22 protein-coding genes are annotated in these 21631 nt (G+C 41.8%); 5 read left to right on the forward strand and 17 right to left on the reverse strand.

What is annotated here, in order from left to right; all coding sequences use genetic code 11:
* Positions 1-224: 224 nt before the first annotated feature.
* The 3 genes from trpC to WN50_RS04525 all read left to right on the forward strand — a co-directional run bounded on the left by trpC (position 225) and on the right by WN50_RS04525 (position 2646).
* Entirely contained in the window at positions 225-1112 is an 888-nt protein-coding gene (gene trpC, locus WN50_RS04515; RefSeq protein WP_046281871.1) for an indole-3-glycerol phosphate synthase TrpC, read from the forward strand.
* An 86-nt stretch (positions 1113-1198) separates the two neighbouring features.
* Positions 1199-1444, forward strand: a complete 246-nt coding sequence (locus tag WN50_RS04520) for a DUF5340 domain-containing protein (RefSeq protein WP_046281870.1) — start codon at positions 1199-1201, stop codon at positions 1442-1444.
* A 44-nt stretch (positions 1445-1488) separates the two neighbouring features.
* The gene (locus tag WN50_RS04525) at positions 1489-2646 is read left to right on the forward strand and encodes a pyridoxal-phosphate-dependent aminotransferase family protein (protein ID WP_046281869.1); all 1158 of its coding nucleotides are present in this window, start codon (positions 1489-1491) and stop codon (positions 2644-2646) included.
* A 112-nt stretch (positions 2647-2758) separates the two neighbouring features.
* Here the strand turns inward: WN50_RS04525 and WN50_RS04530 are convergent, their stop codons facing one another.
* From WN50_RS04530 to gor, 15 genes are all read right to left on the reverse strand, one after another.
* Positions 2759-2977 (reverse strand): DUF2949 domain-containing protein, encoded by a 219-nt coding sequence (locus WN50_RS04530; RefSeq protein ID WP_046281886.1) that lies wholly within the window; start codon positions 2975-2977, stop codon positions 2759-2761.
* A gap of 292 nt (positions 2978-3269) precedes the next feature.
* Positions 3270-4406, reverse strand: coding sequence for an RNA-guided endonuclease InsQ/TnpB family protein (locus WN50_RS04535; RefSeq protein ID WP_049558064.1), 1137 nt, complete (start codon positions 4404-4406; stop codon positions 3270-3272).
* 470 nt (positions 4407-4876) lie between these two features.
* Positions 4877-5386: a DUF192 domain-containing protein gene (locus tag WN50_RS04540; RefSeq protein ID WP_046282239.1), complete on the reverse strand. Its 510-nt coding sequence runs from the start codon at positions 5384-5386 to the stop codon at positions 4877-4879.
* A gap of 89 nt (positions 5387-5475) precedes the next feature.
* Entirely contained in the window at positions 5476-6171 is a 696-nt protein-coding gene (gene nblR, locus WN50_RS04545; protein ID WP_046282242.1) for a response regulator transcription factor NblR, read from the reverse strand.
* A 79-nt stretch (positions 6172-6250) separates the two neighbouring features.
* On the reverse strand, positions 6251-7168 hold the full coding sequence (locus WN50_RS04550; protein WP_046282240.1) for an NAD(+) kinase: 918 nt from the start codon (positions 7166-7168) through the stop codon (positions 6251-6253).
* A gap of 186 nt (positions 7169-7354) precedes the next feature.
* Positions 7355-8335: an NmrA family NAD(P)-binding protein gene (locus WN50_RS04555; RefSeq protein ID WP_046282241.1), complete on the reverse strand. Its 981-nt coding sequence runs from the start codon at positions 8333-8335 to the stop codon at positions 7355-7357.
* Between the two features lie 152 nt (positions 8336-8487).
* Complete coding sequence (locus WN50_RS04560) at positions 8488-8949, reverse strand: Spy/CpxP family protein refolding chaperone (RefSeq protein ID WP_053221431.1); 462 nt, start codon at positions 8947-8949, stop codon at positions 8488-8490.
* Positions 8950-9153: 204 nt separating this feature from the next.
* Positions 9154-10233 carry an RNA-guided endonuclease InsQ/TnpB family protein gene (locus WN50_RS04565; protein ID WP_049558067.1) on the reverse strand — a complete coding sequence of 360 codons (1080 nt, stop codon included), beginning with the start codon at positions 10231-10233 and terminating at the stop codon, positions 9154-9156.
* 69 nt (positions 10234-10302) lie between these two features.
* Positions 10303-10671, reverse strand: coding sequence for a hypothetical protein (locus WN50_RS04570; protein WP_046276716.1), 369 nt, complete (start codon positions 10669-10671; stop codon positions 10303-10305).
* Positions 10668-11243, reverse strand: coding sequence for a sigma-70 family RNA polymerase sigma factor (locus tag WN50_RS04575; RefSeq protein ID WP_046276717.1), 576 nt, complete (start codon positions 11241-11243; stop codon positions 10668-10670). The genes WN50_RS04570 and WN50_RS04575 overlap by 4 nt, the downstream gene beginning before the upstream one ends.
* A gap of 114 nt (positions 11244-11357) precedes the next feature.
* Complete coding sequence (locus WN50_RS37065) at positions 11358-11711, reverse strand: RNA-guided endonuclease InsQ/TnpB family protein (RefSeq protein WP_323218370.1); 354 nt, start codon at positions 11709-11711, stop codon at positions 11358-11360.
* Positions 11712-11784: 73 nt separating this feature from the next.
* A complete protein-coding gene (locus WN50_RS37070) occupies positions 11785-12570 on the reverse strand; it encodes an RNA-guided endonuclease InsQ/TnpB family protein (protein WP_342586734.1) in 786 nt (261 codons plus the stop codon).
* A gap of 238 nt (positions 12571-12808) precedes the next feature.
* Positions 12809-14491: a sensor domain-containing diguanylate cyclase gene (locus WN50_RS04585; RefSeq protein ID WP_046276718.1), complete on the reverse strand. Its 1683-nt coding sequence runs from the start codon at positions 14489-14491 to the stop codon at positions 12809-12811.
* Between the two features lie 322 nt (positions 14492-14813).
* Complete coding sequence (locus tag WN50_RS04590; RefSeq protein WP_053221432.1) at positions 14814-16169, reverse strand: GH39 family glycosyl hydrolase; 1356 nt, start codon at positions 16167-16169, stop codon at positions 14814-14816.
* A gap of 310 nt (positions 16170-16479) precedes the next feature.
* The gene (gene gor / locus WN50_RS04595) at positions 16480-17826 is read right to left on the reverse strand and encodes a glutathione-disulfide reductase (protein WP_046277123.1); all 1347 of its coding nucleotides are present in this window, start codon (positions 17824-17826) and stop codon (positions 16480-16482) included.
* 204 nt (positions 17827-18030) lie between these two features.
* On the opposite strand from gor, the gene WN50_RS04600 reads away from it, so the two are divergent.
* Complete coding sequence (locus WN50_RS04600; protein ID WP_049558075.1) at positions 18031-18414, forward strand: calcium-binding protein; 384 nt, start codon at positions 18031-18033, stop codon at positions 18412-18414.
* A 112-nt stretch (positions 18415-18526) separates the two neighbouring features.
* Entirely contained in the window at positions 18527-19132 is a 606-nt protein-coding gene (locus WN50_RS04605; RefSeq protein WP_046277122.1) for a macro domain-containing protein, read from the forward strand.
* A gap of 3 nt (positions 19133-19135) precedes the next feature.
* On the opposite strand, the gene WN50_RS04610 is transcribed toward WN50_RS04605, so the two are convergent.
* Positions 19136-19699, reverse strand: a complete 564-nt coding sequence (locus WN50_RS04610) for a Uma2 family endonuclease (RefSeq protein WP_046277121.1) — start codon at positions 19697-19699, stop codon at positions 19136-19138.
* Between the two features lie 42 nt (positions 19700-19741).
* Positions 19742-21535: an ABC transporter ATP-binding protein gene (locus WN50_RS04615; RefSeq protein WP_046277120.1), complete on the reverse strand. Its 1794-nt coding sequence runs from the start codon at positions 21533-21535 to the stop codon at positions 19742-19744.
* Between the last annotated feature and the right edge of the window lie 96 nt (positions 21536-21631).

Below are 21631 nucleotides of genomic sequence, written 5' to 3' on the forward strand. Positions count from 1 at the left end.
ATGAATGATGAATTGTAAGTTAATTTGGGAAAGTCAAAATATGTTTAACATTTGACATCCTTCAGTTCTTCTTTTTCATCATTTGTTAATTCTACATTCATAATGCCAGTTAATTTAATTTAACTCAAAGTTACCATTAGGCTGTAAAATATCGGGTGGGTTGAGAATAAATCAATCTTCTCAATCTACCTAGATAAACAATGGTAAATCACTAATTCCTAACAATGCAAATTCGTCGTCGTCCTCCTAACCCGTCTGTTGCGGTTGCTAGTTTATGTTATAAAATTGCAGTACCGGATGATCAACCGCAAAATATTCTCGAAGAAATTGTCTGGGAAAAAGAGAGAGAAGTTGATAGAAGACGGGAAGGTTTACCGTTATTGGAGTTGCGACGTCAGCTTGAAGGTTTACCCCAAACCAAGGATTTTCTCGCGGCGTTAAAAACCAGTCCAACTCAACCTGCTATTATTGCAGAGGTGAAAAAAGCGTCTCCGAGTAAAGGGATCATTCGGGAAGATTTTGATCCGGTGAATATTGCTCAAGCTTATCAAGAAAATGGTGCGAGTTGTATTTCGGTGTTAACGGATGAAAAGTTCTTTCAAGGGAGTTTTGAGAACTTAGGAAAAATTCGGGCTGCGGTTAATATTCCGTTGTTGTGTAAGGAGTTTGTGATTTATCCTTATCAAATTTATCTGGCTCGAATTTATGGGGCAGATGCGGTTTTATTAATTGCGGCGATATTATCTAACCAAGATTTACAATATTTTCTCAAAATTGTCAAGTCTTTGGGGATGACTCCCTTAATTGAAGTTCATACCCTTGATGAACTCGAACGGGTTTTGAGTTTAGATGGTGTGAATTTGATTGGGATTAATAATCGCAATTTACAGGACTTTTCAGTTGATCTAGACACAACTCGCCAACTGTTAGAAGCCAAACAAGAACAAATTCAATCCCAGGGAATTTTAGTGGTGAGTGAGTCGGGTTTGTATACTCCTGATGACCTCAACTTCGTAAAAAATGCCGGGGCGAATGGGGTTTTGATCGGGGAGTCGTTGGTTAAGCAACCCGATCCGGGAGAGGCCTTAAAGCAATTGATCGGTCATGGCTAGTCAAATGCGATCGCCATTTGGTAGTATAATAAGCTGGTCAGATGTTAGCTTTGAGGTTCCACTTTATCAGCTTCTAATCTGCCCACATGGAACCGATTCCTTTACCCTCTTACGTTCATTACGAGCTTCTGCTACAACTGCTAGAACGCAGAACCCGAGTTGCACTTTACCGCAATTCTCGCCAGTATGAACAGGTCAACCAGCTCATCATTACCCTTCGCAAAGCGCTCGCCCTCCAAAAGCAATTAGAGCAAAGCTGTCTACACGCGAATTTGCCCGTTGAGTCACGTTGGTCTTTAAATGAGATTAACCCAGAGTCGAATCTGGGCTAATTCCCTGATAATCAATTCATAGACATAAACACAGGATTGAAGCGATGGATGACAAATTAATGCTGATGATTCCGGGGCCGACTCCCGTTCCTGAACAAGCCCTTCTCGCCCTCGCTAAACACCCCATCGGACACCGTAGCGGGGAATTTAGCAAGATCATGGCAGAGGTGACGGAAAACCTTAAGTGGTTACATCAAACTCAAAATGATCTGCTGATCTTGACGGCTAGTGGTACCGGGGCGATGGAAGCCGGAATCATTAACTTCTTGAGTCGCGGCGATCGCGTTTTATGTGGAAGTAATGGTAAATTTGGCGAACGTTGGGCTGAAGTTGCTCAAGCCTACGGGTTGCAAGTTGATGTGATTTCCGCCGAATGGGGTAAACCCCTTGATCCAGAGAAGTTCCGCGAACAGTTAGAAGCCGATACCGAAAAAGACATCCGGGCGGTGATTCTCACCCACAGCGAAACCTCAACCGGAGTCCTCAACGATCTCGAAACGATTAACCGTTATGTTAAGGCTCACGGGGAAGCGTTGATGATTGTTGATGCGGTTACCAGCTTAGGGGCGGTTAATATTCCCATCGATGAATGGGGGATTGATGTCGTCGCCAGTGGTTCTCAAAAAGCCTACATGATTCCGCCCGGGTTAGCTTTTGTGGCGGTGAGTCCGAAGGCTTGGGAAGCTTATAAAACGTCGGATTTGCCTCGTTACTATTTAGATTTGGGGGCTTACCGCAAAAATGCCGCGAAAAATACGACCCCGTTTACCCCTCCAGTCAACTTGTTCTTTGCCTTGCAGGTAACATTGAACATGATGAAAGCTGAAGGTTTAGAATCGATTTTTGCTCGTCATCACCGCTTAATGGCAGCCAGTCGAGCGGCGATGAAAGCGTTGAATTTGCCCTTACTTGCCCCAGATGAAGCCGCAAGTCCAGCGATCACGGCGGTTAGTCCTCCTGAATCTCTAGACGCTGAACAAGTGCGTTCTGTAGTCAAGAAGAAGTTTGATATTATTCTCGCAGGCGGACAAGATCATCTCAAGGGTAAAATTTTCCGCATTGGTCACTTAGGATTTGTCAGCGATCGCGATATTCTGACTGCGGTTTCTTCGATCGAAGTTGCATTGCGAGAATTAGGTTATGAAGGCTTTACTCCTGGATCGGGAGTAGCGGCAGCAGCTCGAGTTTTAGCTGAATCTTAAGCCGAAAATTGACAGTCAGTGGTCGAAGATTATCGACAATTTTTGAGTGTTTGTATTAGACTTTATGGGTCTCGTTCTAATAGCACACCTCAGAAAAAGACCACTGACTTCATCAATAAGCTGTTTCTAACCAATCAAAGATTTTATCAAGTTGTTCCAAAGTTACCAGTCCATACTGCAACAGTGTCATTGACAGTGGATTAGGATCGCGGTATCTTTGTTTATCGTTAGACGTGTCTTGAGCTTTCTCCGCCATCGCGATCGAAGCGGGAGAAACCGATAACTCTTCTTGCAAAAATCGCACAAATCGAGAGTAGGTGTTGGGTGTCATTTGAGTATTCACCTCCCCTTTTACAGACACCATTATGTGACGTAGATAGTTGTTTAGAAAACAGCACTCAGCCAGTTTGTTTTCTGTCTACCCGTCACTTGAGATCTAAAAAATTAGACCTTATTGAGTTGAACATTCGGATTGTTTTTCGATCTACATTCACTGAGGATCGAATTCCGAACTATTTTTCACTCTTGCACTCCTCACAGATGGCTTTTACTGCAACTCAGGCAGTATAAAGATTAGAGCTAATGCTGCTATCGAAAACTGATATAACACGGTATAAACCGTATTAATGTTTCGTTCCTGCATCACCCCGGACTGTCAGCAGCACCCGGTCAGACAGGCATTTCACCAAGAAGCCCTCGGCATAATGTAATAAATTCAGACTCGCATTCAAATCACGGTCAACGCTTACACCGCAATTATTACAGTTAAAAACTCGTTCTTTCAGTGGCATTTCTTGAATGTGACCGCAACTTGAACAGGTTTTAGTTGACGGATAAAATCTGTCAGCAAAAACTACTCTTGAACCATACCACTCAGACTTATACTCAACTTGGCGGCGAATTTCAGAAAAAGCAGAATCAGCAATAGCACCTGCTAACTTATGATTCTTTAACATCCCAGAAACATTCAAGTCTTCTAACCCGATGACTGCGTGGTTTTTGCATAGCCATGAGGTGAGTTTGTGAATTGTATCTTTGCGAATGTTAGCCACTCTTTGATGTGTTTTTGCAAGTCTCAGTCTAGCTTTATTCCTGTTGTTAGAACCCTTCTGTTTTCTCGAGAGTTCGCGCTGAAGTTTGGCCAGATTTTTTTGAGCTTTTTTGTGGGCTGCTGGATTGACGAAAACAGTACCATCTGAACAGGTCGCCAATGCCTTAACCCCAACATCAACACCCAGATAAACTCTTGATTTAACAGTCTGTTCTGGCTCAAACTCATAGCCTACAGAGATATACCAACAATCAGCTACTCGACTAATTGTGACTCGCTTTGTGTTGATTTCAGGTAGGGGTTCATAAGTGTTAACCCATCCAATAAAAGGAAGTTTTAACCTCCTTCCTGACAACTTCATTACCTTACCGCAATTATCTAAAGTAAAGCTATCATTTTTACCTTTTTTCTTGAACTTAGGATGTTGGGCAGTGCCTTGAAAAAAGCGACTAAAAGCTTCTCCCAAGTGCATAAAGGCAAATTGATAAACTCTAGAACTTAGCGTTGACTGCCAGGGATAGTTTGGCTTAATGTGATTGGTGTAGAACTTTTTTAGCTTATTCGCAGAAGGTTTTAGTCCTTCTTTATAAGCCTCGTTCCACATCGCTAAGGCCCAATTCCAAACCCACCTAGAATATCCCGCGTGGGTCGCCATTAAGGTTCTTTGACGGTTGTTAAGTTTGAGTTGGGTTTGAAAGGCTCGTTGCATAGATCTATTATCTGATCTTACAGATAGTACCGTTTTGTACCATAAATCGTCTACTAAGTTACTTCTCTCCGTAGTTATAGGCTTAATCTTGATTAAATTTCGCTACTAACTACTACAACTGGTTTTTAAACCGATTAAATCCGTCCTTGGACAGAACTTAATGACTAGCTCCATCCAGTCATGAATGTTCAGTCGATCTCGACTTCATTCCAACTCGCAAACTGAAGCGAACAAAGATTTCGCTTTGTTTCGGCTAACTGGCTTGGATGCCTGTCGTGCGCCCAAGCTTTCACTCGTCTCTCACACCTTAATCAATAGGAGCCTACAGCTCAGATGAAGCCGGATAAATTTTAGACGCTAGAAATGATAGCCTAGCAGATTTCTCTGCAAATTTGTAGGCTCTATCATTAAGTTTTTATCAAATTTCCTTAATTTTTGTAAAGATTCTGTGAAAAAAATTTTTTCGGGATTTAGGGGTTCCCAGAGTTCAAAGACTCAATCTCAACCCGATCGCCGGGTTTCACCCCCAACTCTTGGGTTCGTCCGCCTCTTAATTCAATCACCTGATCTACCGGAACATTAGGGCCATAGGTCGGGCAGGGTTCAGCCGTACAAGGAGGCGCACTCACCTGAATCCCTTGAATAATTCCATTACGGATGAAAATCATATCTAGAGAAATTTTACAATTTTTCATCCAGAAACCGACAACCCGAGGCGGGGAAAAAGAAAACAGCATTCCTCGGTTGTCGGGTAAGGAAGTGCGGTACATCAGTCCCATTTGCTGTTGTTGGGGAGTGCGGGCGACTTCGAGTTGAATCACCTCACCTCCGAGAGTGGTTTGGGCGGTAACAGGTAGCATTTGACCTAAATTTTCGGTAGGTGGGGATGAAAGCGTCGTTGGCTGCTGAGAAAAGATAGTGCTGTTTAAAACAACAAAAAGTCCGATGGGGAGTAGAGACAGTGCTAAAAATTTGCTCATAGGAAATTGTTGAGAAACCTAATCACAGATCAGGCAAATACAGAGTTAGCAATCTTGTTGTTTATTTCCCCTGATTTGTTCCCAAAGAGTTAGGACTCTCGCAAAACATAACCCACGCCTCTAACGGTTTGAATCAGACGTTTTTCCCCTTCTTCTTCGATTTTGAGACGGAGATAACGAATATAAACTTCAATCACATTCGATTCCCCGAGAAAATCATACCCCCAAACATTTTCTAAAATTTGTTCACGAGTTAAAACTTCTCGGGGATGTTCCATTAAATATCGTAATAGATCAAATTCTTTCATGGTCAACTCAATCGCCCGACCATTGCGAAAGGCGCATCGAGTCGCTACATCTAAGACTAATTCACCAAAGCGTAGTTGATCGCTATTGTGATCAATCGGTTGCAAATACAGACGCACCAGTTGCAAAAACGATTCGGTGCGATAGGGTTTGAGGAAATAATCATCCGCTCCTGATTCTAAACAAGCGACACGATCTTCTACATTATCTCTTGCCATAAATACTAGCATCGGCGTGCGGTTTCCCTGATTTCTCAGATGACGACACAGCGTTAACCCCGACTCTCCGCCCAACATTCGATCCACGACAATCAAAGCGGGTTGAGTCTCTGTGGCTCGATGCAGGCCCAGGGTCACATTCGGAACCACAATCGGATAATAGCCCGATTCTTCCAAATCTAGGCTAACGTGTTGGGCTAAAAGTTCGTCGGATTCAACCACTAAAATTGAAGGATGATGCTCGGTGGCAACTATACTCATTGACAAATCCCCCATCGGAATATTACCCGTTTTAGCACGTTAGACGGGTTAATTGAACAATCAGAGATTTAGTTTTCCTTCAGGGCAACTCAACAGACGTAGGTTTGGCAATATGGGGCAGTCCCCAACCCAATTTTTCTCGCAAAACCTGGAAAAATTCCGGTAATTTTAGGCGAATAAAGTGAGCAGAATGAACCGAGCGCGTCACTCTAACGCGATAATCCGGTAAGACATAACATCCGCCGTTCCCATCAACCACCATCACCAAACGATTAGGACTGGCTGCATAAATGTTGACAGGTTCTTTTTCGGCATAAATTAAGGCTCTTGAGGCCAGAGAGTGGGGACAAATGGGCAGGAGTTGCAAGACTCCGACATCCGGTGTGACAACGGCGCCGCCAGCCGAGAGAGAATAGGCTGTAGAACCAGTTGGGGTAGAAATGATCACCCCATCTGCGGCAATATCAACAGGCGCGTGTCCGCCAATTTCCACCTCGAAATGGCACATACAGGTCATGGGTTCACGATGCAAGACCATCTCGTTTAAACACAATGCTTCCCAAAGTAACTGATCTTCTTGATAAACCTCGACACAGAGCATGGCCCGTTGTTCAACGGTATAATCTCCGGCCATCACTTGCTCAAGAACAGTCGGTAACTGATTAATATAAGTTTCGGTTAAAAATCCCATGTGACCTGTATTGACCGTCAGCATCGGAATTCCTTTAGGAGCAATTTGGCGAGAGGCCGATAACACAGTGCCATCTCCACCCAAAACAATCACAAACGCCATATCCTCATCGAAACCGGGAGGCACTAACTGATCGACGGGCTTATGACAGAGGGGACGGTTAAGCTCAGAATAGCCGAGCAAGCCTCCCACTCCAGTTGCAGTGTGAACTTGCCAGCCACAGGAAGTCAGCTTGTCTTTCAACTCGTCAGCGATGCGACAAGCCGCTGATTTGGCATCGTTATAAATAATCCCAGCTTTGGGCACGCGAATAACTTAACTCAGGTTTAAAAAATGCAATTCAACAGAAAGCTTTAAATCAGCTTTTGAACAGGTGCTTTACGGAATTTGGATAGATTGAATTCTATCATAGTTTCAGTTCGCCTTGATCAACATCTAACCCCAGCCAGACATGAGCAATGATCAAGACGACAACTGGCATGGGTTGAGCAATTATGTTTTTTTGAATGGAGTTCTTTTTTGTTTGCGTTTTTTCTGTTTTTCGCGCTCGTATTCGACTTCTTTGATCTTCTTGATAATTCGGCCGTAGTAATCTTGTAGATAGGCTTCTAAAGAAGTCATTTCTGCCGGATCAAAACCAAAAACGCTGTAGGTTTCTTCCATCGAAGCTTTCAGGGGTTGACCTGTGGCGGCTACTTCTGCAAAAGCCAACCGATCAGAGATGTTCAACGTCCACTGAAACCAACGGGTGATACTGCGTACCAACCTTAACATATTGGTGGGGGTGCGAGTCACCTTGGCTTCTTTGCCGGAGAGTCGTTCACAGAGGCGGATAATTTCATCGGCTGTCCAGGCGCGAGAACCGACAACGGGGAAGCTTTTGTTCTCGGTTTCCGCTACGGAGAGGGCGCGAACGACAAATTTAGCGATATCTTGGGTATCCATATAGGCGATCGGAGAACTGATGCCCGGAACCCAGGCAGATTGTCCTTCTAAAATGGGGATGGCATACTGACCAATGATTCCCTGTAAAAAGCCACAAGGTTTCAAAATCGTGTATTTTAAGCCCGACTCTGCTAAAAATAACTCGGTGCAGTATTTGATATCTAATAGCGGCACTTGTCTGTATTTTTCGGCATCCAAGAAGGAGACAAAGATATAGCGCTCAATCCCTGCGGCTTGGGTCGCTTGAATCAGTGAAAGTTTACCGTACCAGTCTACATCTTTGATGCTAAGAGAATCAGTGGGTCGGGCGGTGGCAGCATCAATGACAGCCGTGACTCCTTCGAGAGCGGCTTTGAGGGTTTCGGGTTTGCAGAGATCTCCGGGTACCAGTTCAGCGCCCCATTCTTTAAGAAAAGCAGCTCGACTGTAACTCCTGGCCAAGCAACGAACTTGATAGCCCTCATCGATAGCACGACGAGCCACCTGTCTCCCTAGAGTGCCAGTAGCACCCACGATTAAAATAGTCATGAATAAATCGGTATTAAACTTAAACTTGACTTAAGATCGTATCAGAAAATCTCTCATTTTTTAATAAAACTTCATAAATTTTTGATAAGCTGATGGGTAGCCCCCTAAAAAGCTCTATTGAGCTTGAAACAGAGGAAATGGCAGTTCCCGTGCTAGCGGGGACGGTTTCGCCGTCGTTGTTCCATGATCTCGGCAAACTGACGGCGCTGTTCGGGAGTCAGAACTTCTCGAATTTGCAGAATGATCTCAAACTGCAACTTGCTCATTTCCTGTTTGAGCTGGAGCAATTCATCATATTTTTGACGAATTTGGCTGGGGCTGGCGTTACTAGAGAGTAGGGCTTGTAATTGTTCTTGGGCAAGACGCAGTTGTTGTCGGCGTTGAGAGATTTTATCTTGATACTGAGCGCGAATTTCTTGCATTCTCTGCTTTTGTTCGGGTGTCGCATTTAATTGTTTCAGCAATTGCTCGGTATCATCATCAGATTCTCCGGCATAAACTTTTGCTTGCGCCTGAAGTTGAGATAATATTTTCTCAGACGTGGCAGCATCAGCAATCCCACTGTGAAAAGTTGGCAGGAAAAGCGTTAATAGTAAAATGCAAGATCTCAACATAAAATTTTAATTCTCTTTTTTAAAAATTTTAAGAGTTGACAAGGGAATAAGTCCCTGAGAAGAAAACCAGGGAAGGCAGAGTCAGTGAACCGTTTAGAGGCGGTATGTTCTGCTATCGAAAACTGATATAACACGGTATAAACCGTATTAATGTTTCGTTCGGTGCCTCACCCCGGACTGTCGGCAGCACCCGGTCAGACAGGCTCAAACCGAATAGCCTTCGGCGTAATACTTTAAGTTGAGGCTCGCATTCAAATCGCGATCAATTGATATGTCGCAAGCTTCACAGATGAAAACTCGTTCTTTCAGTGCTATTTTTTGAACGTGACCGCAACTTGAACAGGTCTTAGTTGACGGATAAAATCTGTCAGCAAAAACTACTACTGAGCCGTACCACTCAGATTTATACTCAACTTGGCGGCGAATTTCATAAAGAGCAGAATCAGCAATAGCACCCGCTAACTTATGATTCTTTAACATCCCAGAAACATTCAAGTCTTCTAACCCGATGACTGCGTGGTTTTTGCATAGCCATGAGGTCAATTTATGAATTGACACTTTTCGGATGTTAGCCACTCTTTGATGTGCTTTTGCCAGTTTCAGTCTAGCTTTATTCCTGTTATTTGAGCCCTTTTGTTTTCTCGAGAGTTCTCTTTGAAGTCGCGCTAATTTGTTCTTAGCCTTTTTGTATGCTCTGGGGTTTGCAAAAACCGTACCGTCTGAACAGGTCGCTAAGACCTTAACCCCAACATCAACACCCAGAGCAACTCTTGATTTAATGGTAGGTTCAGGCTCAAATTCATAAGCTACTGAAATATACCAAGAATCAGCTACTCGACTAATTGTGACTCGCTTTGTGTTGATTTCAGGTAGGGGTTCATAAGTGAATACCCATCCAATGAAGGGGAGCTTTAGCCTTGTACCCGCAAACCTCATTACCTTGCCACAATTATCGAGAGTAAAGCTATCATTTATTCCTTTTTTCTTGAACTTAGGATGTTTGGCAATGCCTTGAAAGAATCGGCTAAATGCTTCTCCCAAGTGCATGAAAGCAAATTGATAAACTCTAGAACTTAGCGTTGACTGCCAGGAGTATTGAGGTTTAATGTGATTGGTGTAGAACTTTTTTAGCTTATTCGTTGAAGGTTTTAAACCCTGTTTGTAAGCTTCATTCCACATCGCTAACGCCCAGTTCCAAACCCACCTAGAATATCCGGCGTGGGTCGCCATTAAAGTCTTCTGTTTGTTGTTCAGTTTTAACTTGGTATGATAGGCTCGTTGCATAGATCTATTATCTGCTCTTACGGAGAGTACCGTGTTGTACCATAAATCGTCTACTAAGTTACTGCTCTATTAATCTTTAGAGCTTTCTAGCATTGTGAACCAACTGGTTTCTTGCGTTTCTTCCATTGCACCCTCCCAGTTACTTTCAATAAAGCCTTCTAATTGGGATTGTTCACGGGTTGTTAATGATGGGGGATGAAGGATGCGATCGCCGATCCACAGTAGAGTCAAACTGGCAGCAATCAAAGAGGAAACCCATCCCAAAGCCTGAATTGTTGTTCGGGGACTGCTTTGATGTTGAGACTCTTTAAGCCGATCATCGGTGTCGAGAGTCGCCATAATTAGCTCTTCCAACTCAGGGGTTGCTTCCGGAGCAGTCGAACGATATTGCTTGAGAAAATTAATCAACGTTTGATCATTAGTTGGCAACTGACTCATAGGTTGACTCCTTCACTTTGCAAAAATTTCCGCAGAGCGGCTCTAGCATGGAACAGGCGAGACTTAACGGTTCCCAAGGGGATATTTAAAATTTCCGCAATTTCTTTTTGGGGAATTTCCTCAAGATCATGCAGAACGATCACGGTTCGATGTTCAAAGCTGAGATGAGCTAATCCGCGTTGCACTAAATCCTGATAGTGTAGAAGCATTAAATCAGGAGAATCGCTCGCACAGGAGAGAAGATCTTGAGCGTCTATTGAATCTACCGTTTTGGATGGTAAATTAAATGAATGATGTTTGGCTAACATTCGTCGTCGATCAGTTGCCACGTTCCAGGTAATTCGATAGAGCCAAGTCGAAAATGTTGCAGGTTGCTTCAGTTTCGGTAAACCTTTCCACACCCGCAAAAACACCTCTTGAACTAAATCATCAAGGGATGAGGAGCCGCAGAGTTGATATAAAGTTGATCGAACTTTTCCCTGGTATCGTTGGTAGAGATAGCGAAAGCACTGGCGATCGCCTTTCTGACACTGTTCTACCAAAAAGGCATCCGAGCAGTCATCCGTTAACATATCGGTGGTATCCTCAACGAACACCTGCGAAATCTCCTTTTCCCTTCCTGGTCTATATATTTTGACACACTCCCACCAGTAAACCCTTCGGATTCTACTGGGGGATTCTAAATCTCACGACTTAGATTTACTGCTTCTACGGCACTTATCTAGGCTGCTTCCAACCCCCGACAGTACGCCTACACAGTCAATTTCTTGAACCACGATCTGCCCAACCGCAGTAATACCTCGATTACAAATCACTTGTGCTGCTGCAACATCACGATTACATTCGTAGTTGCATTCAGGGCATTTATGTGTGCGTTCGGACAGGTTTTTCTTTCCTGTATGCGCCCCACAATGAGGACAAATTTGACTCGTATATCTGTAGTCAACCTTGTCAAAATAAACCCCTCGTTTCCAGCAAACCCAAGCCAATATATTGAAGAACTGACCGAACCCTGCGTCTAAAGTATGTTTTCTTAGCATTCCTTTTGCCCAGGCTCTAAAATCTAGATCTTCAACAAATATCATTCCTGCTTTGTCGCACAAATGATGCAGCTCATTTAAAGTGAAAGTCTTTTCGAGTATCTGATCTCTTTTGATGAAGTCTTGCTATCTTTTGGTTGAGCTTCTGTCGATTAGTTGAACCCAATTTCTTGAATTTAAGTCTACGTTGCAGTAATTTCAACTTGCTATGTAGTTGGTTTAAAAATTTCGGTCGTTCAATTAACTCACCATCAGAGGTTGCCAAGAACTTCTCAAGTCCAATGTCAATTCCTAGTGGATGCCCAGAAGCCGGGGTGTCTGGAATGCTTACAGGACTTTGCAAAGATAACATTGCAAAATACCCGCTAGCTTTTCTTACAACCCTCACCTGCTTAAGTTTAAATCCTTCCGGGATTGGGCGAGACAACCTCATCTTCACCCATCCGATTTGAGGAAGTTTTATCCAATTATTTGAAACGGGATTGCTCTTAAACTGAGGGAATACAAAAGACCGCATTCGATATTTGTTCTTAAAGCGAGGAAAACCATAACCCTGCTCTTTCATGTTGTTAAATGCTCTTTCTAACGTTTTGAGAACTTGTTGCAAAACTTGAGCATTGGTTTTCTTGAGTTCAAGGTTAGTTTTCTTCGCTTTTGTCAAGCTGGCGGCTTGTACGTTGTAATTCGGATACGGAGCATCCGATGGGATAATGTACTCTTGCTGCAATGAACAAAAGTTAACTGCACACTTCCTACTACTTATCCAGTCTTTCCGCTCCCTCAAGGCGTAATTCCACACCTTTCTACAGACCGCTAACATTTCTTCAATGATGGCAATCTGTTCTTGAGAGGGGATCAACTTAAATTCGTAGATTAGTGTTAGCATCCTAAAAATATAACACAATTCTATCTGACCACGCTATTCAGTTAGAACTGCGTACAGAGAAGGTTTCCTTCTTTGGTCGCAATTCATCTCGCCGTTAAGTCTTCGACTCTAACGGGAGTCCTCTTGCTCCATTTTAGATAGACTCACAGATGTTCTCAAAAGTTCATGGTTGATCTTTGTTATTTTTCCGAGAAACTGCTCTAAGTTAGAGTTACCCCAGTTTTTTCGAGAGTAAACATTTACACAGTTGAGAGGCTCCGTGATCAAGAGCTTGTTCTGCGGCTTCAAGGAGCTGTTCGGGAGAACTCGCAGGTTTGGGAATGGTGCTAGCGATACCAAAACTCATGGATAGATATTGTTTCTCACATCGAGATTCTGAAATCAACTTGATTTTCTCTACTTTAGTCTGAATGGTTTCTACCAGTTGTACGGCTTGGGTTGAATGGGCTTTGGGTAACAACACTGCAAACTCGGTTTCATCATAACGAGCAACGATATGATGGGGATTTTTCACGGCTGTATTGATAGCTTCAGCGACTTGTTTTATAAATTGTCCCGCCGAATGTTCACCATAGGTTTCTCGATAAAACTGATAGTAGTTTAGATCGCACAAAACCATAGACAAGGGTAAGGATTCTTGGCAGAGATGCTCCCATTTTTTGTAGAGATAGTCATTAAAGCTTTGACGGTTCAAGAGTTGAGTAAAGCTATCAACTCCTGATAAGTATTTTAATTTCTTCTTGGCTTCTTCGAGTTGTTGGTAGAGTGAGGCTTGATGGATGGCGATTGAGAGTTGATTGGCAAAACTATATATTAATTTTAAATCTGATTCTTGCCAACTATACCCGGGATTTTTCATCACCATACTGAGACTTCCCCAAATCTCTGACTGACTGTATAACGGCACAGGTAGCCAAGCTCCTGGACAATTTTGCATGAACTGCTCAATTTTGCGTTCGTCTATTTTTACTTCGGGGTTTGAGGTTGAACTTTCAGTCATATGAGCGGGAACTTTCAGAGGAATTGAGGATTGATCTCTCTCAAATTTCAAGATTTTTCGAGCATCAAATCGTAAAAGTTGTGGATGGTCTAATTTTTTTATCGGTTCTAAGTTTTGATCAGAATTTAACGCTAATTCTGCTTCGGGAGAACGGTATTCTGCTCGACTCAGCCAACATTGTTCATCGGAGAGATATTCAACGATTTGGACGGATAAAACGGCAAAAAGCCTCCCGATTTCTTCGACGGCGGCGGCAAAAACAATCTCTAAGTTAAAGGAAGATCGCATGACTTGCGTAAGTCGATTTAAGGCTTGTTCTCGTCGATTTTGTTGTTTAATGTCCTGTTCCATTTGTTTGCGATCGCTGATGTCAATTGCTCGACACAGATAGCCTTGAAATTGATTGTCTTGATCTCGTAGAACGTTTACTGATAATTTTACCCAAATGAATTGACTGTTTTTATGATAGAGTTTTATTTCGTATCTTTCTTCTTGACTGCTGAGATTTTTGTAGGAACAAAGTTGAGCAAAGGCTGGATGATCTTGATCTAAAAAGTTTCGGAGGGATTTATTGATCATTTCCTCTATTGTATATCCCAGCATTTCTGCCATCTTTGAGTTTAAAAAGGTAATTTTTTTGTCTGTATCTAAAATCAAAATTCCTTCCAGCCCAGTTTGCAAAAATTGCTCGGTAAATTGTTTGATATTATTCAAATCAAACACGGAAAAATTGGAATTTAATTCAACTTCTGTATAAGGTGTGATTCCTGAACAACCATAATGCTCTAAAAGGGGCATTTCTTGATGACACCGAACACAAAATCCGACCTTTTTATGATCACTAATATGAACCAATAGGGGTTCAGAACAGCACGGACACAAAAACTTATGCACAGCTCGAACTCACCTCCTTATATTTTTTGTTATTAAATAGAGGTTATAAGATTAAGGATACGTCAGTCACCGGAACTTATTTATAGTTTTTTACAATTCTTATGTAAATTTGTTGCAAAGCATACAGAAATTTAAAGATTTGAAGAATTATTTGAATATTTTTTAAATCGTTATAACTTTTGATGCTTTTTATAAACTTTTGATAAGTTTTAAATTTTTGGGTCTTAATGTGCATCCCTGGGAATAGAGATGCTGTTCAAAATCACAAAAATTAGTCCCAGTATATTGTCTTCAGGAATAATACTGGAAGATTAGACTTTTTTCAACTTATTGTAAGCAAGTAGCTTTCGTGCAGTTGAACGTTAGGAATGGTCAAGCGTACAATTTGATTATTAACCGTAATCTGCTCTTGTCTGACTTTCTCTAGTTGGGTAATGACTTTTTCTCCCGAGTCTGGTATTCTTTGGACGGCAAAGGTTAACGGTTTTCCCTCACGAGCAATATTAAGCTGTTGCAAATTTCTCAGCGTCAGAACAACGGTTGCTTTCCCAGGTGAGGCGCCTTGTTCAAAATAACCAAACAAAATTTGAGCTTGATTTTGTGCATTCGACTGACTGGCTAAGGCGACTACTCTCGGGTTACTCGACTCGCTTTTTACTCGTGAACTAAACCCATCGGCGTAGGCTTTATAAACCCACCAAGCGGCTCTGGGGGCGGACTGTTCGGGCGTGACTAAACCATCAAGGCTTTCATTAAAGCAGTTATTGCGTCCCCCTGCAACGGGTTCCCAACAGGCTTTACAAGCGCCGTCAACTCGACTTTGTTCGGTATAAGCCAGATATCCTAAAATCTCTGCGGGGCGATATTGAGCAATTGGCCCGACAATTTCATTGATATAAATTTTCTGAATTTTCAGGCTTTGATAGTTGGGGTTCTGCACAAATGAACGCCGCACTTCATTCACATGATCATTGATTCGAGTAATTTCTTGATCATTGAGTTCATGCCATGCAATAAAATTAACTTCTAGGTTATTATTTTTGCAATAATCTAAGAATTCTCTGAGAAAACCTTGATCATATTTGGCAATACTCGGCCCTCCAATCATTACATTTGGCCCGAGTTCTTGGCGAATCACAGTATAGGCGCGTTTGTAGGTTTCAAAAAACTGTGATCGGCTTCCTCGCCAAAAGGGATCTTTTAAGTCGGGTTCATTCCAAACATCCCAGATCATCTTTTTATCTTTGTGTTGTTGAGCAATTTTTCTAACGTGTTCTTCCCATTTACTGTAATCTTCATAGGGCCAACCACGTGGTTTTCCATAGCCCCAAGTATCACTTAATAGTAACTGAAATTGAGAACCTAATGCTGTAATTTTAGGATAATGATTGAGTGTTGATGTCCGCCAAAATTTCGGTTGTAAGGGACTTAACATATTATTGGGTGGCTTACTATCACCAATTCCATACAAAAAACCACTCATGGAATGAATCCCTGTTTGAGGTACACCAAAATCAATTGCAACGGTGGCTTGAGTTTGTCCGAATACAGGTGAATGTCCGATCAAAAACGTGAGTAAAGCAGAACTCACAAAAAACAACACAAAAAAGGTTTTTATAGGATTAAATTTTCCAGGTTTAAACCCGGAAAATAGACTTGAATTTTTGAATTGCTGCATCGTTAACAATATACTAATTTTGACTAGATTCTCTCTCTTGTGATCATTTTTAGGTTGAAAAAATGAATTAGATTCATTCTATCATAATATCTAAAAAAAGAATGCTACAGATCAATCTTCAGCTTATGTGGCAATCTTAGACGGGTTTATTTAGGGGTTGGTGGGAAGTATATATTTGTTCGGAACCTGCCCCTATAGCATTCCCTATCCATCATCTGTAGCCAACATTAAGCGATTTCATAGACAACCAGAAAAAAGGAGGAATGAAGACCGTTTTTTTCATTCTCTCCTTGGTAAATTTCAGTTAATTCTAACGCATCGTCACGAATTCTTCGCCACTGCTGGGGTGAATTCCCATCGTATTATCAAAGTCTTTTTTCGTTGCACCCATATTCACAGCGATCGCCACGCCTTGAATGAGTTCGGCTGCATCTTTACCGACCATATGCGCTCCTAAAACGCGATCAGTATTGCTTTCAACGACTAACTTCATAAACACTTTTTCGTCCGATCCAGTTAAACTATGAAACATGGGACGAAAACGGGCTTTATAGCATTTTATAGCCTCTCCAAATTTTTCTTTTGCTTGTTCTTCGGTCATGCCCACTGTTGCAGCTTCGGGCTGAGAAAAAACAGCCGTTGCAATATTTTCATGGCTAATTAATCGCGGTGTATGACCATATTCAGTATCCGCAAAAGCGCGACCTTCCGCAATCGCAACGGGGGTTAAATTCACCCGATCTGTGCAGTCTCCTACCGCATAAATATTCGGTTGAGAGGTTTGACTATCTGGAGTAACAGCGATCGCATTCGCATTGACTTCGACTCCGGCATTTTCTAACATTAATCCGCCTAAATTGGGTTGACGACCTGTTGCACAAAGGAGTTGATCAACGATTAACGGGTTTTCTGCTTGTTCACCTGTGAGGGTAATTTTCAAGCCTTCATCGGTTTTTTCAATTTTTTCAATGGTGGTATTGGTGTGAAAATTAACGCCATGTTTACTCATTCCTTCTTGAATATTGCTGCGGATATCTTGATCAAATCCATGCAAAATAAAATCTCGGCGAATAATTTGCGTCACCTGACTTCCTAAACCGTTTAAAATTCCAGCAAATTCTACTCCAATATAACCGCCACCCCAAACCGCAAATCGTTTCGGTTGTTCACTTAAAAGAAACATATCATCCGATGAAATACTGTGTTCAATTCCGGGAATATCGGGTTTAATTGGATGTCCTCCTGTTGCGATTAAAATTTTATCGGCGGTGACTTTGCGATCGCCCACTTCTAGGGTATGTGGATCAATAAATTTAGCATATCCTCGAATGAGTTCAACGCCTGCTTTTTCCAAAAAACTAATATGAAGTTCACTTAAACGTCGAACTTCTTTATCCACCACATCGACTAATTTTTTCCAATCAAAAGAGGGTTCGACCTCACTCCAACCATAGCCGACTGCATCTTTATAATAGTGGGAAAAATGAGACGCATAAACCATCAATTTTTTGGGGACACAACCGCGAATCACGCAGGTTCCGCCGACTAAATCATTTTCTGCGATCGCCACTTTTGCGCCATAGGAAGCCGCCCGTTTAGAAGAGGCTAACCCGCCTGAACCTGCACCAATTACAAACAGATCGTAGTCATAAGCCATAATAAAATCGCCTCTTGTAGAGAATTTTCTGAAGTCATTTCCTGGTGGTCAACTGAATTGTGCAGTTAACTCCTATTGTTTATTGTAATGAGTTAGGGGCTGCAATTTTCAATCGGTTGTTAAAGCATTCATCTTTTGCTAGGATCGGAACCAATACTCTCACAGTTTAGTTTAAGGCTCAACCCATATATTATAACTCGGATTATGGCACAAAACTTTGACCCTTCTACCCCAATTAACCCTGAAACAAGCCTTGCTGATCCTGTTGATGTTCAGGTGATTTCCGAACCTCTCAGTAACCCCAGCAACCGCTTTGGCTTTTTTCTGTTAACTTCCGACTCGGATATTGTCGAATTAACCAATGATGTCATTGAGAATTATCCTGGTGGAATATTCGCCCTAGCAGGTGATGATTATGTTCGCGGTTCAGAGAATGATGAGTTGATTTATGGGAATTCGGGTCAAGATGTTTTACTCGGAAAAGCGGGTAATGATACGATACGAGGCGGTCAAGATTTTGACGTGATTGCAGGTGGAGAAGGGAATGATCTCCTGCATGGAAACAAAGATAATGATCGACGTTTCTAATCAAGATTTAGCCTTCGGTTAAGTAGGAGCGCTGCGGTTGGCGCCCTCAAAGCTTCTCAATAGCAATCCCATCAATTAAAATAAAACTTTAAGTGAAAAGGAGGCCTAAAACTTGAAACTCATTTTAGTGGCACCCAACCCTGCTTTAACTGCGGCTTTTCGAGAACATTTCCACTATTTACCCGATGTGGAAATTATTAATAACTCGTTTGAAGCAGTATCGGAGTATGATTGTTTAGTGAGTCCAGCTAACTCTTTTGGGTTAATGGATGGTGGAATAGATGCAGCAATTATTAGTTTTTTTGGCAAAGAATTAATGATGCGAGTTCAAGAAAAGATTTTAACAGAATATCTCGGTGAACAACCAGTGGGAACCTGTTTAATTGTCGAAACTCAACATCCCAAACATCCTTTTTTAGCCCATACACCAACCATGCGAGTTCCGATGTCTATTACAGGAACAGATATTCCTTATACTGCAATGTGGGCGATGTTATTGGAAATTCGCCGTTATAATTTACATCACAAACGAAACATTAAATCTGTTCTTTGTCCGGGTTTAGGGACAGGAATCGGTAGAGTTCCCTATTCAGAAGCCGCCCGTCAAATGGCTTTAGCTTACGATCATTTTGTTTATCCACCGACTTCTATTAATAATTTTTTTGCAGCAGAAAGACAACTTCAAATTTGGGAAGGGGGAAAGCATCATAAAATGTAAGTTTCAATCTTCATCAAAGACAACAGGCCAAAGTTCTTCTATCACTAATTCCCATTCCGGGAGAAGTTCGGGGACCGTTAAAATATCACCATTTCCCAAGACAATGACAGGTTGATCGGGCTGATAAACTTCTACTTGATAAGTATCTGGGTCAATTATAATAGCAACTTGTACCCCTTGTTCGATATAGATTTGTATTTTATCTCGCAGTTTTTTTAGGCGATCGCTTTGAGATTTGACTTCAACAACGAGATCGGGAACGAGAGAAGCAAAATAGCGAATACTGCGAGGAAGGCGATCGCGTAAAACAAAAGAAACATCAGGCGCTTTCAAGTCACTATTCGGTAAAATAAAGCCCCCGGCTGAGTCAAAAACCCGCCCCAGACGCCGAGGTTTTACCCAATTGCGGAGTTGGCTAGCAAATTCTAGAGAAACTTCACTAGAGACGATATCTGATGGCCCCATAATTGTAATCTTACCTTCTTCGAGTTCGAGTTGATAGTCTAAGTCTGCTTCACTGAGAATTGACTGAATTTTTTCTACATCTTTGACCGTCATTTTAGTCATGCTAGATCACTCCAAATATGTTCTGATAATTTATTGTAACGGTTAACTTTGTAAAGCGTGCATGATCGCAAATAAACCTTGATGTTCTAATAACTGTTCGTGATTTCCCACTTCAATAATTTTCCCTTTTTCTAACACGACGATGCGATCAGCTTTGCGAATAGTTGAGAGGCGATGGGCGACAATAAATGTTGTTCTATTTTGAACTAACCGATCTAACGCTTCTTGAATTAACGACTCAGAAACCGTATCTAAAGAAGAGGTCGCTTCATCTAAAATTAACACACGCGGATCACGAATTAAAGCCCGTGCAATTGCGATTCGTTGGCGTTGTCCTCCTGAGAGTTTAACGCCATTTTCTCCAATTTGTGTTTCTAGTCCGTGAGGGAGATTTTGTATAAATTCATCGGCGTTTGATTCTATAACAACTTGTTTTAACCGTTGTTCACTGACGGTATCTTTACCATATAAAATATTTTCTCGGACGGTTCCTTCAAATAAAATTGTTTCCTGAGAAACCACCGATAAAAATTGGCGATAAGTTCTCAAGTCTAGGGAATTCATCTCTTTTCCATCCAGTTTAATTTGACCCGAAGTTGGGCGCAAAAACCCGATAATTAAGTTTAACAAGGTTGATTTTCCCGCACCCGATGGCCCAACAATGGCTATCGTTTCTCCGGGTTTAACCTGTAGAGAAAAATCGACAATTGCAGTTTGGTTTCGACTCTCGGGATAAACATAACAAACCGACTCAAAACAAAACTCTCCTTTTAGTCGTTTAACGGGTGTTTTTCCTTTATTTTGTTCAACATCAGGACATTCTAAAACTTCCCCAATACTTGACAACGCCTCAAACCCTTTTCCGATTTGGGGAAGGACTCCTAAAATCTGCACAACTGAACCTGTAATTGAGTCAAAATATCCCGTTAATAAGACGACATCTCCGACGGTAATTCCCCATTTTCCAGTATAGGCTAACCAAGCGGAGGCTAATAAGCAAACTAGGTTAAAAGATCGCAAACTCACCCAAGATGCAGCATTCGCTAAAGCGTTGATTAAATCGAGTTTAATACTGGCTTGTTTGAGGGTTTTTAAACGTTGTTCGGTGCGATAAATTTCCGCTTCTTCGGCACCATGAGCGCGAGTAATGGGAATCAGTTTCAGCATTTCAATTAAATAGGCTGAAGTGGTTTCCATCTGTTGACGAAAGACGGAGTTTCGAGAACGAATTGGCGTGCGAAAATATCGAATTAACGTAACAGCTACCGGAATGGTTCCCACGAAAAAAATCAAAAATCCAGGAGCGCGAATGGCGGTAATGATAATGGCAATTACAATCGTTAAAATGGATGAAGGGAGATACTGAAAAATCTGAGTTGTTAATAGGGCGACGGCTTCTACATCTCGCAGTAACTTGTTTTGAATCGCTCCTGAATTTCGTTGTTGATGAAAGCCAATTGAAAGATATTGCAGTTGACGAGTAATCGCCGATCTGAGGTTATATTCCATTGAATGAGTGGCGGTACTCAAGAAGCGAATATGAAGATAATGGGTGGGAGTATTTTGAAGAATTGAAAAGGCTAAAAAAGCTCCATTGAACCAGAGTTCTGATAAACTGTGAGTGCTTGGACTGGAGATAATATCAATAATATTGGCAATAATTAAGGGTCGAATCCATTCAGGACTGTGCTTAATCAGGTAAAATAGCATTGATAGCCCGATATAGCGTAGATCGTTTTGATAGAGGTAGAGTAAAGTTTTAAACGGGCGATCGCTACGATAGTCTGAAAAAAACTTATTCGGCAACGGTTGAGAAGATGCGGTAAAATCGTTCACGGGTACTCAAGTTTAGGATTAACGATGACTCTGTATTATTGTGACATTTTTAAAAAATTTTAACGGGTTTTCAGGCTGGTTGTTTATGAGTTGATC

This window comes from Limnoraphis robusta CS-951 (assembly GCF_000972705.2).

What these genes read in the sequence shown, in the direction of transcription:
- trpC (WP_046281871.1), top strand. Translation starts at nt 225, where the DNA reads ATGCAAATTCGTCGTCGTCCTCCTAACCCGTCTGTTGCGGTTGCTAGT.
- WN50_RS04520 (WP_046281870.1), top strand. Translation starts at nt 1,199, where the DNA reads ATGGAACCGATTCCTTTACCCTCTTACGTTCATTACGAGCTTCTGCTA.
- WN50_RS04525 (WP_046281869.1), top strand. Translation starts at nt 1,489, where the DNA reads ATGGATGACAAATTAATGCTGATGATTCCGGGGCCGACTCCCGTTCCT.
- WN50_RS04530 (WP_046281886.1), bottom strand. Translation starts at nt 2,977, where the DNA reads ATGACACCCAACACCTACTCTCGATTTGTGCGATTTTTGCAAGAAGAG.
- WN50_RS04535 (WP_049558064.1), bottom strand. Translation starts at nt 4,406, where the DNA reads ATGCAACGAGCCTTTCAAACCCAACTCAAACTTAACAACCGTCAAAGA.
- WN50_RS04540 (WP_046282239.1), bottom strand. Translation starts at nt 5,386, where the DNA reads ATGAGCAAATTTTTAGCACTGTCTCTACTCCCCATCGGACTTTTTGTT.
- nblR (WP_046282242.1), bottom strand. Translation starts at nt 6,171, where the DNA reads ATGAGTATAGTTGCCACCGAGCATCATCCTTCAATTTTAGTGGTTGAA.
- WN50_RS04555 (WP_046282241.1), bottom strand. Translation starts at nt 8,335, where the DNA reads ATGACTATTTTAATCGTGGGTGCTACTGGCACTCTAGGGAGACAGGTG.
- WN50_RS04560 (WP_053221431.1), bottom strand. Translation starts at nt 8,949, where the DNA reads ATGTTGAGATCTTGCATTTTACTATTAACGCTTTTCCTGCCAACTTTT.
- WN50_RS04565 (WP_049558067.1), bottom strand. Translation starts at nt 10,233, where the DNA reads ATGCAACGAGCCTATCATACCAAGTTAAAACTGAACAACAAACAGAAG.
- WN50_RS04570 (WP_046276716.1), bottom strand. Translation starts at nt 10,671, where the DNA reads ATGAGTCAGTTGCCAACTAATGATCAAACGTTGATTAATTTTCTCAAG.
- WN50_RS04575 (WP_046276717.1), bottom strand. Translation starts at nt 11,243, where the DNA reads ATGTTAACGGATGACTGCTCGGATGCCTTTTTGGTAGAACAGTGTCAG.
- WN50_RS37065 (WP_323218370.1), bottom strand. Translation starts at nt 11,711, where the DNA reads ATGCTAAGAAAACATACTTTAGACGCAGGGTTCGGTCAGTTCTTCAAT.
- WN50_RS04590 (WP_053221432.1), bottom strand. Translation starts at nt 16,169, where the DNA reads ATGCAGCAATTCAAAAATTCAAGTCTATTTTCCGGGTTTAAACCTGGA.
- gor (WP_046277123.1), bottom strand. Translation starts at nt 17,826, where the DNA reads ATGGCTTATGACTACGATCTGTTTGTAATTGGTGCAGGTTCAGGCGGG.
- WN50_RS04600 (WP_049558075.1), top strand. Translation starts at nt 18,031, where the DNA reads ATGGCACAAAACTTTGACCCTTCTACCCCAATTAACCCTGAAACAAGC.
- WN50_RS04610 (WP_046277121.1), bottom strand. Translation starts at nt 19,699, where the DNA reads ATGACTAAAATGACGGTCAAAGATGTAGAAAAAATTCAGTCAATTCTC.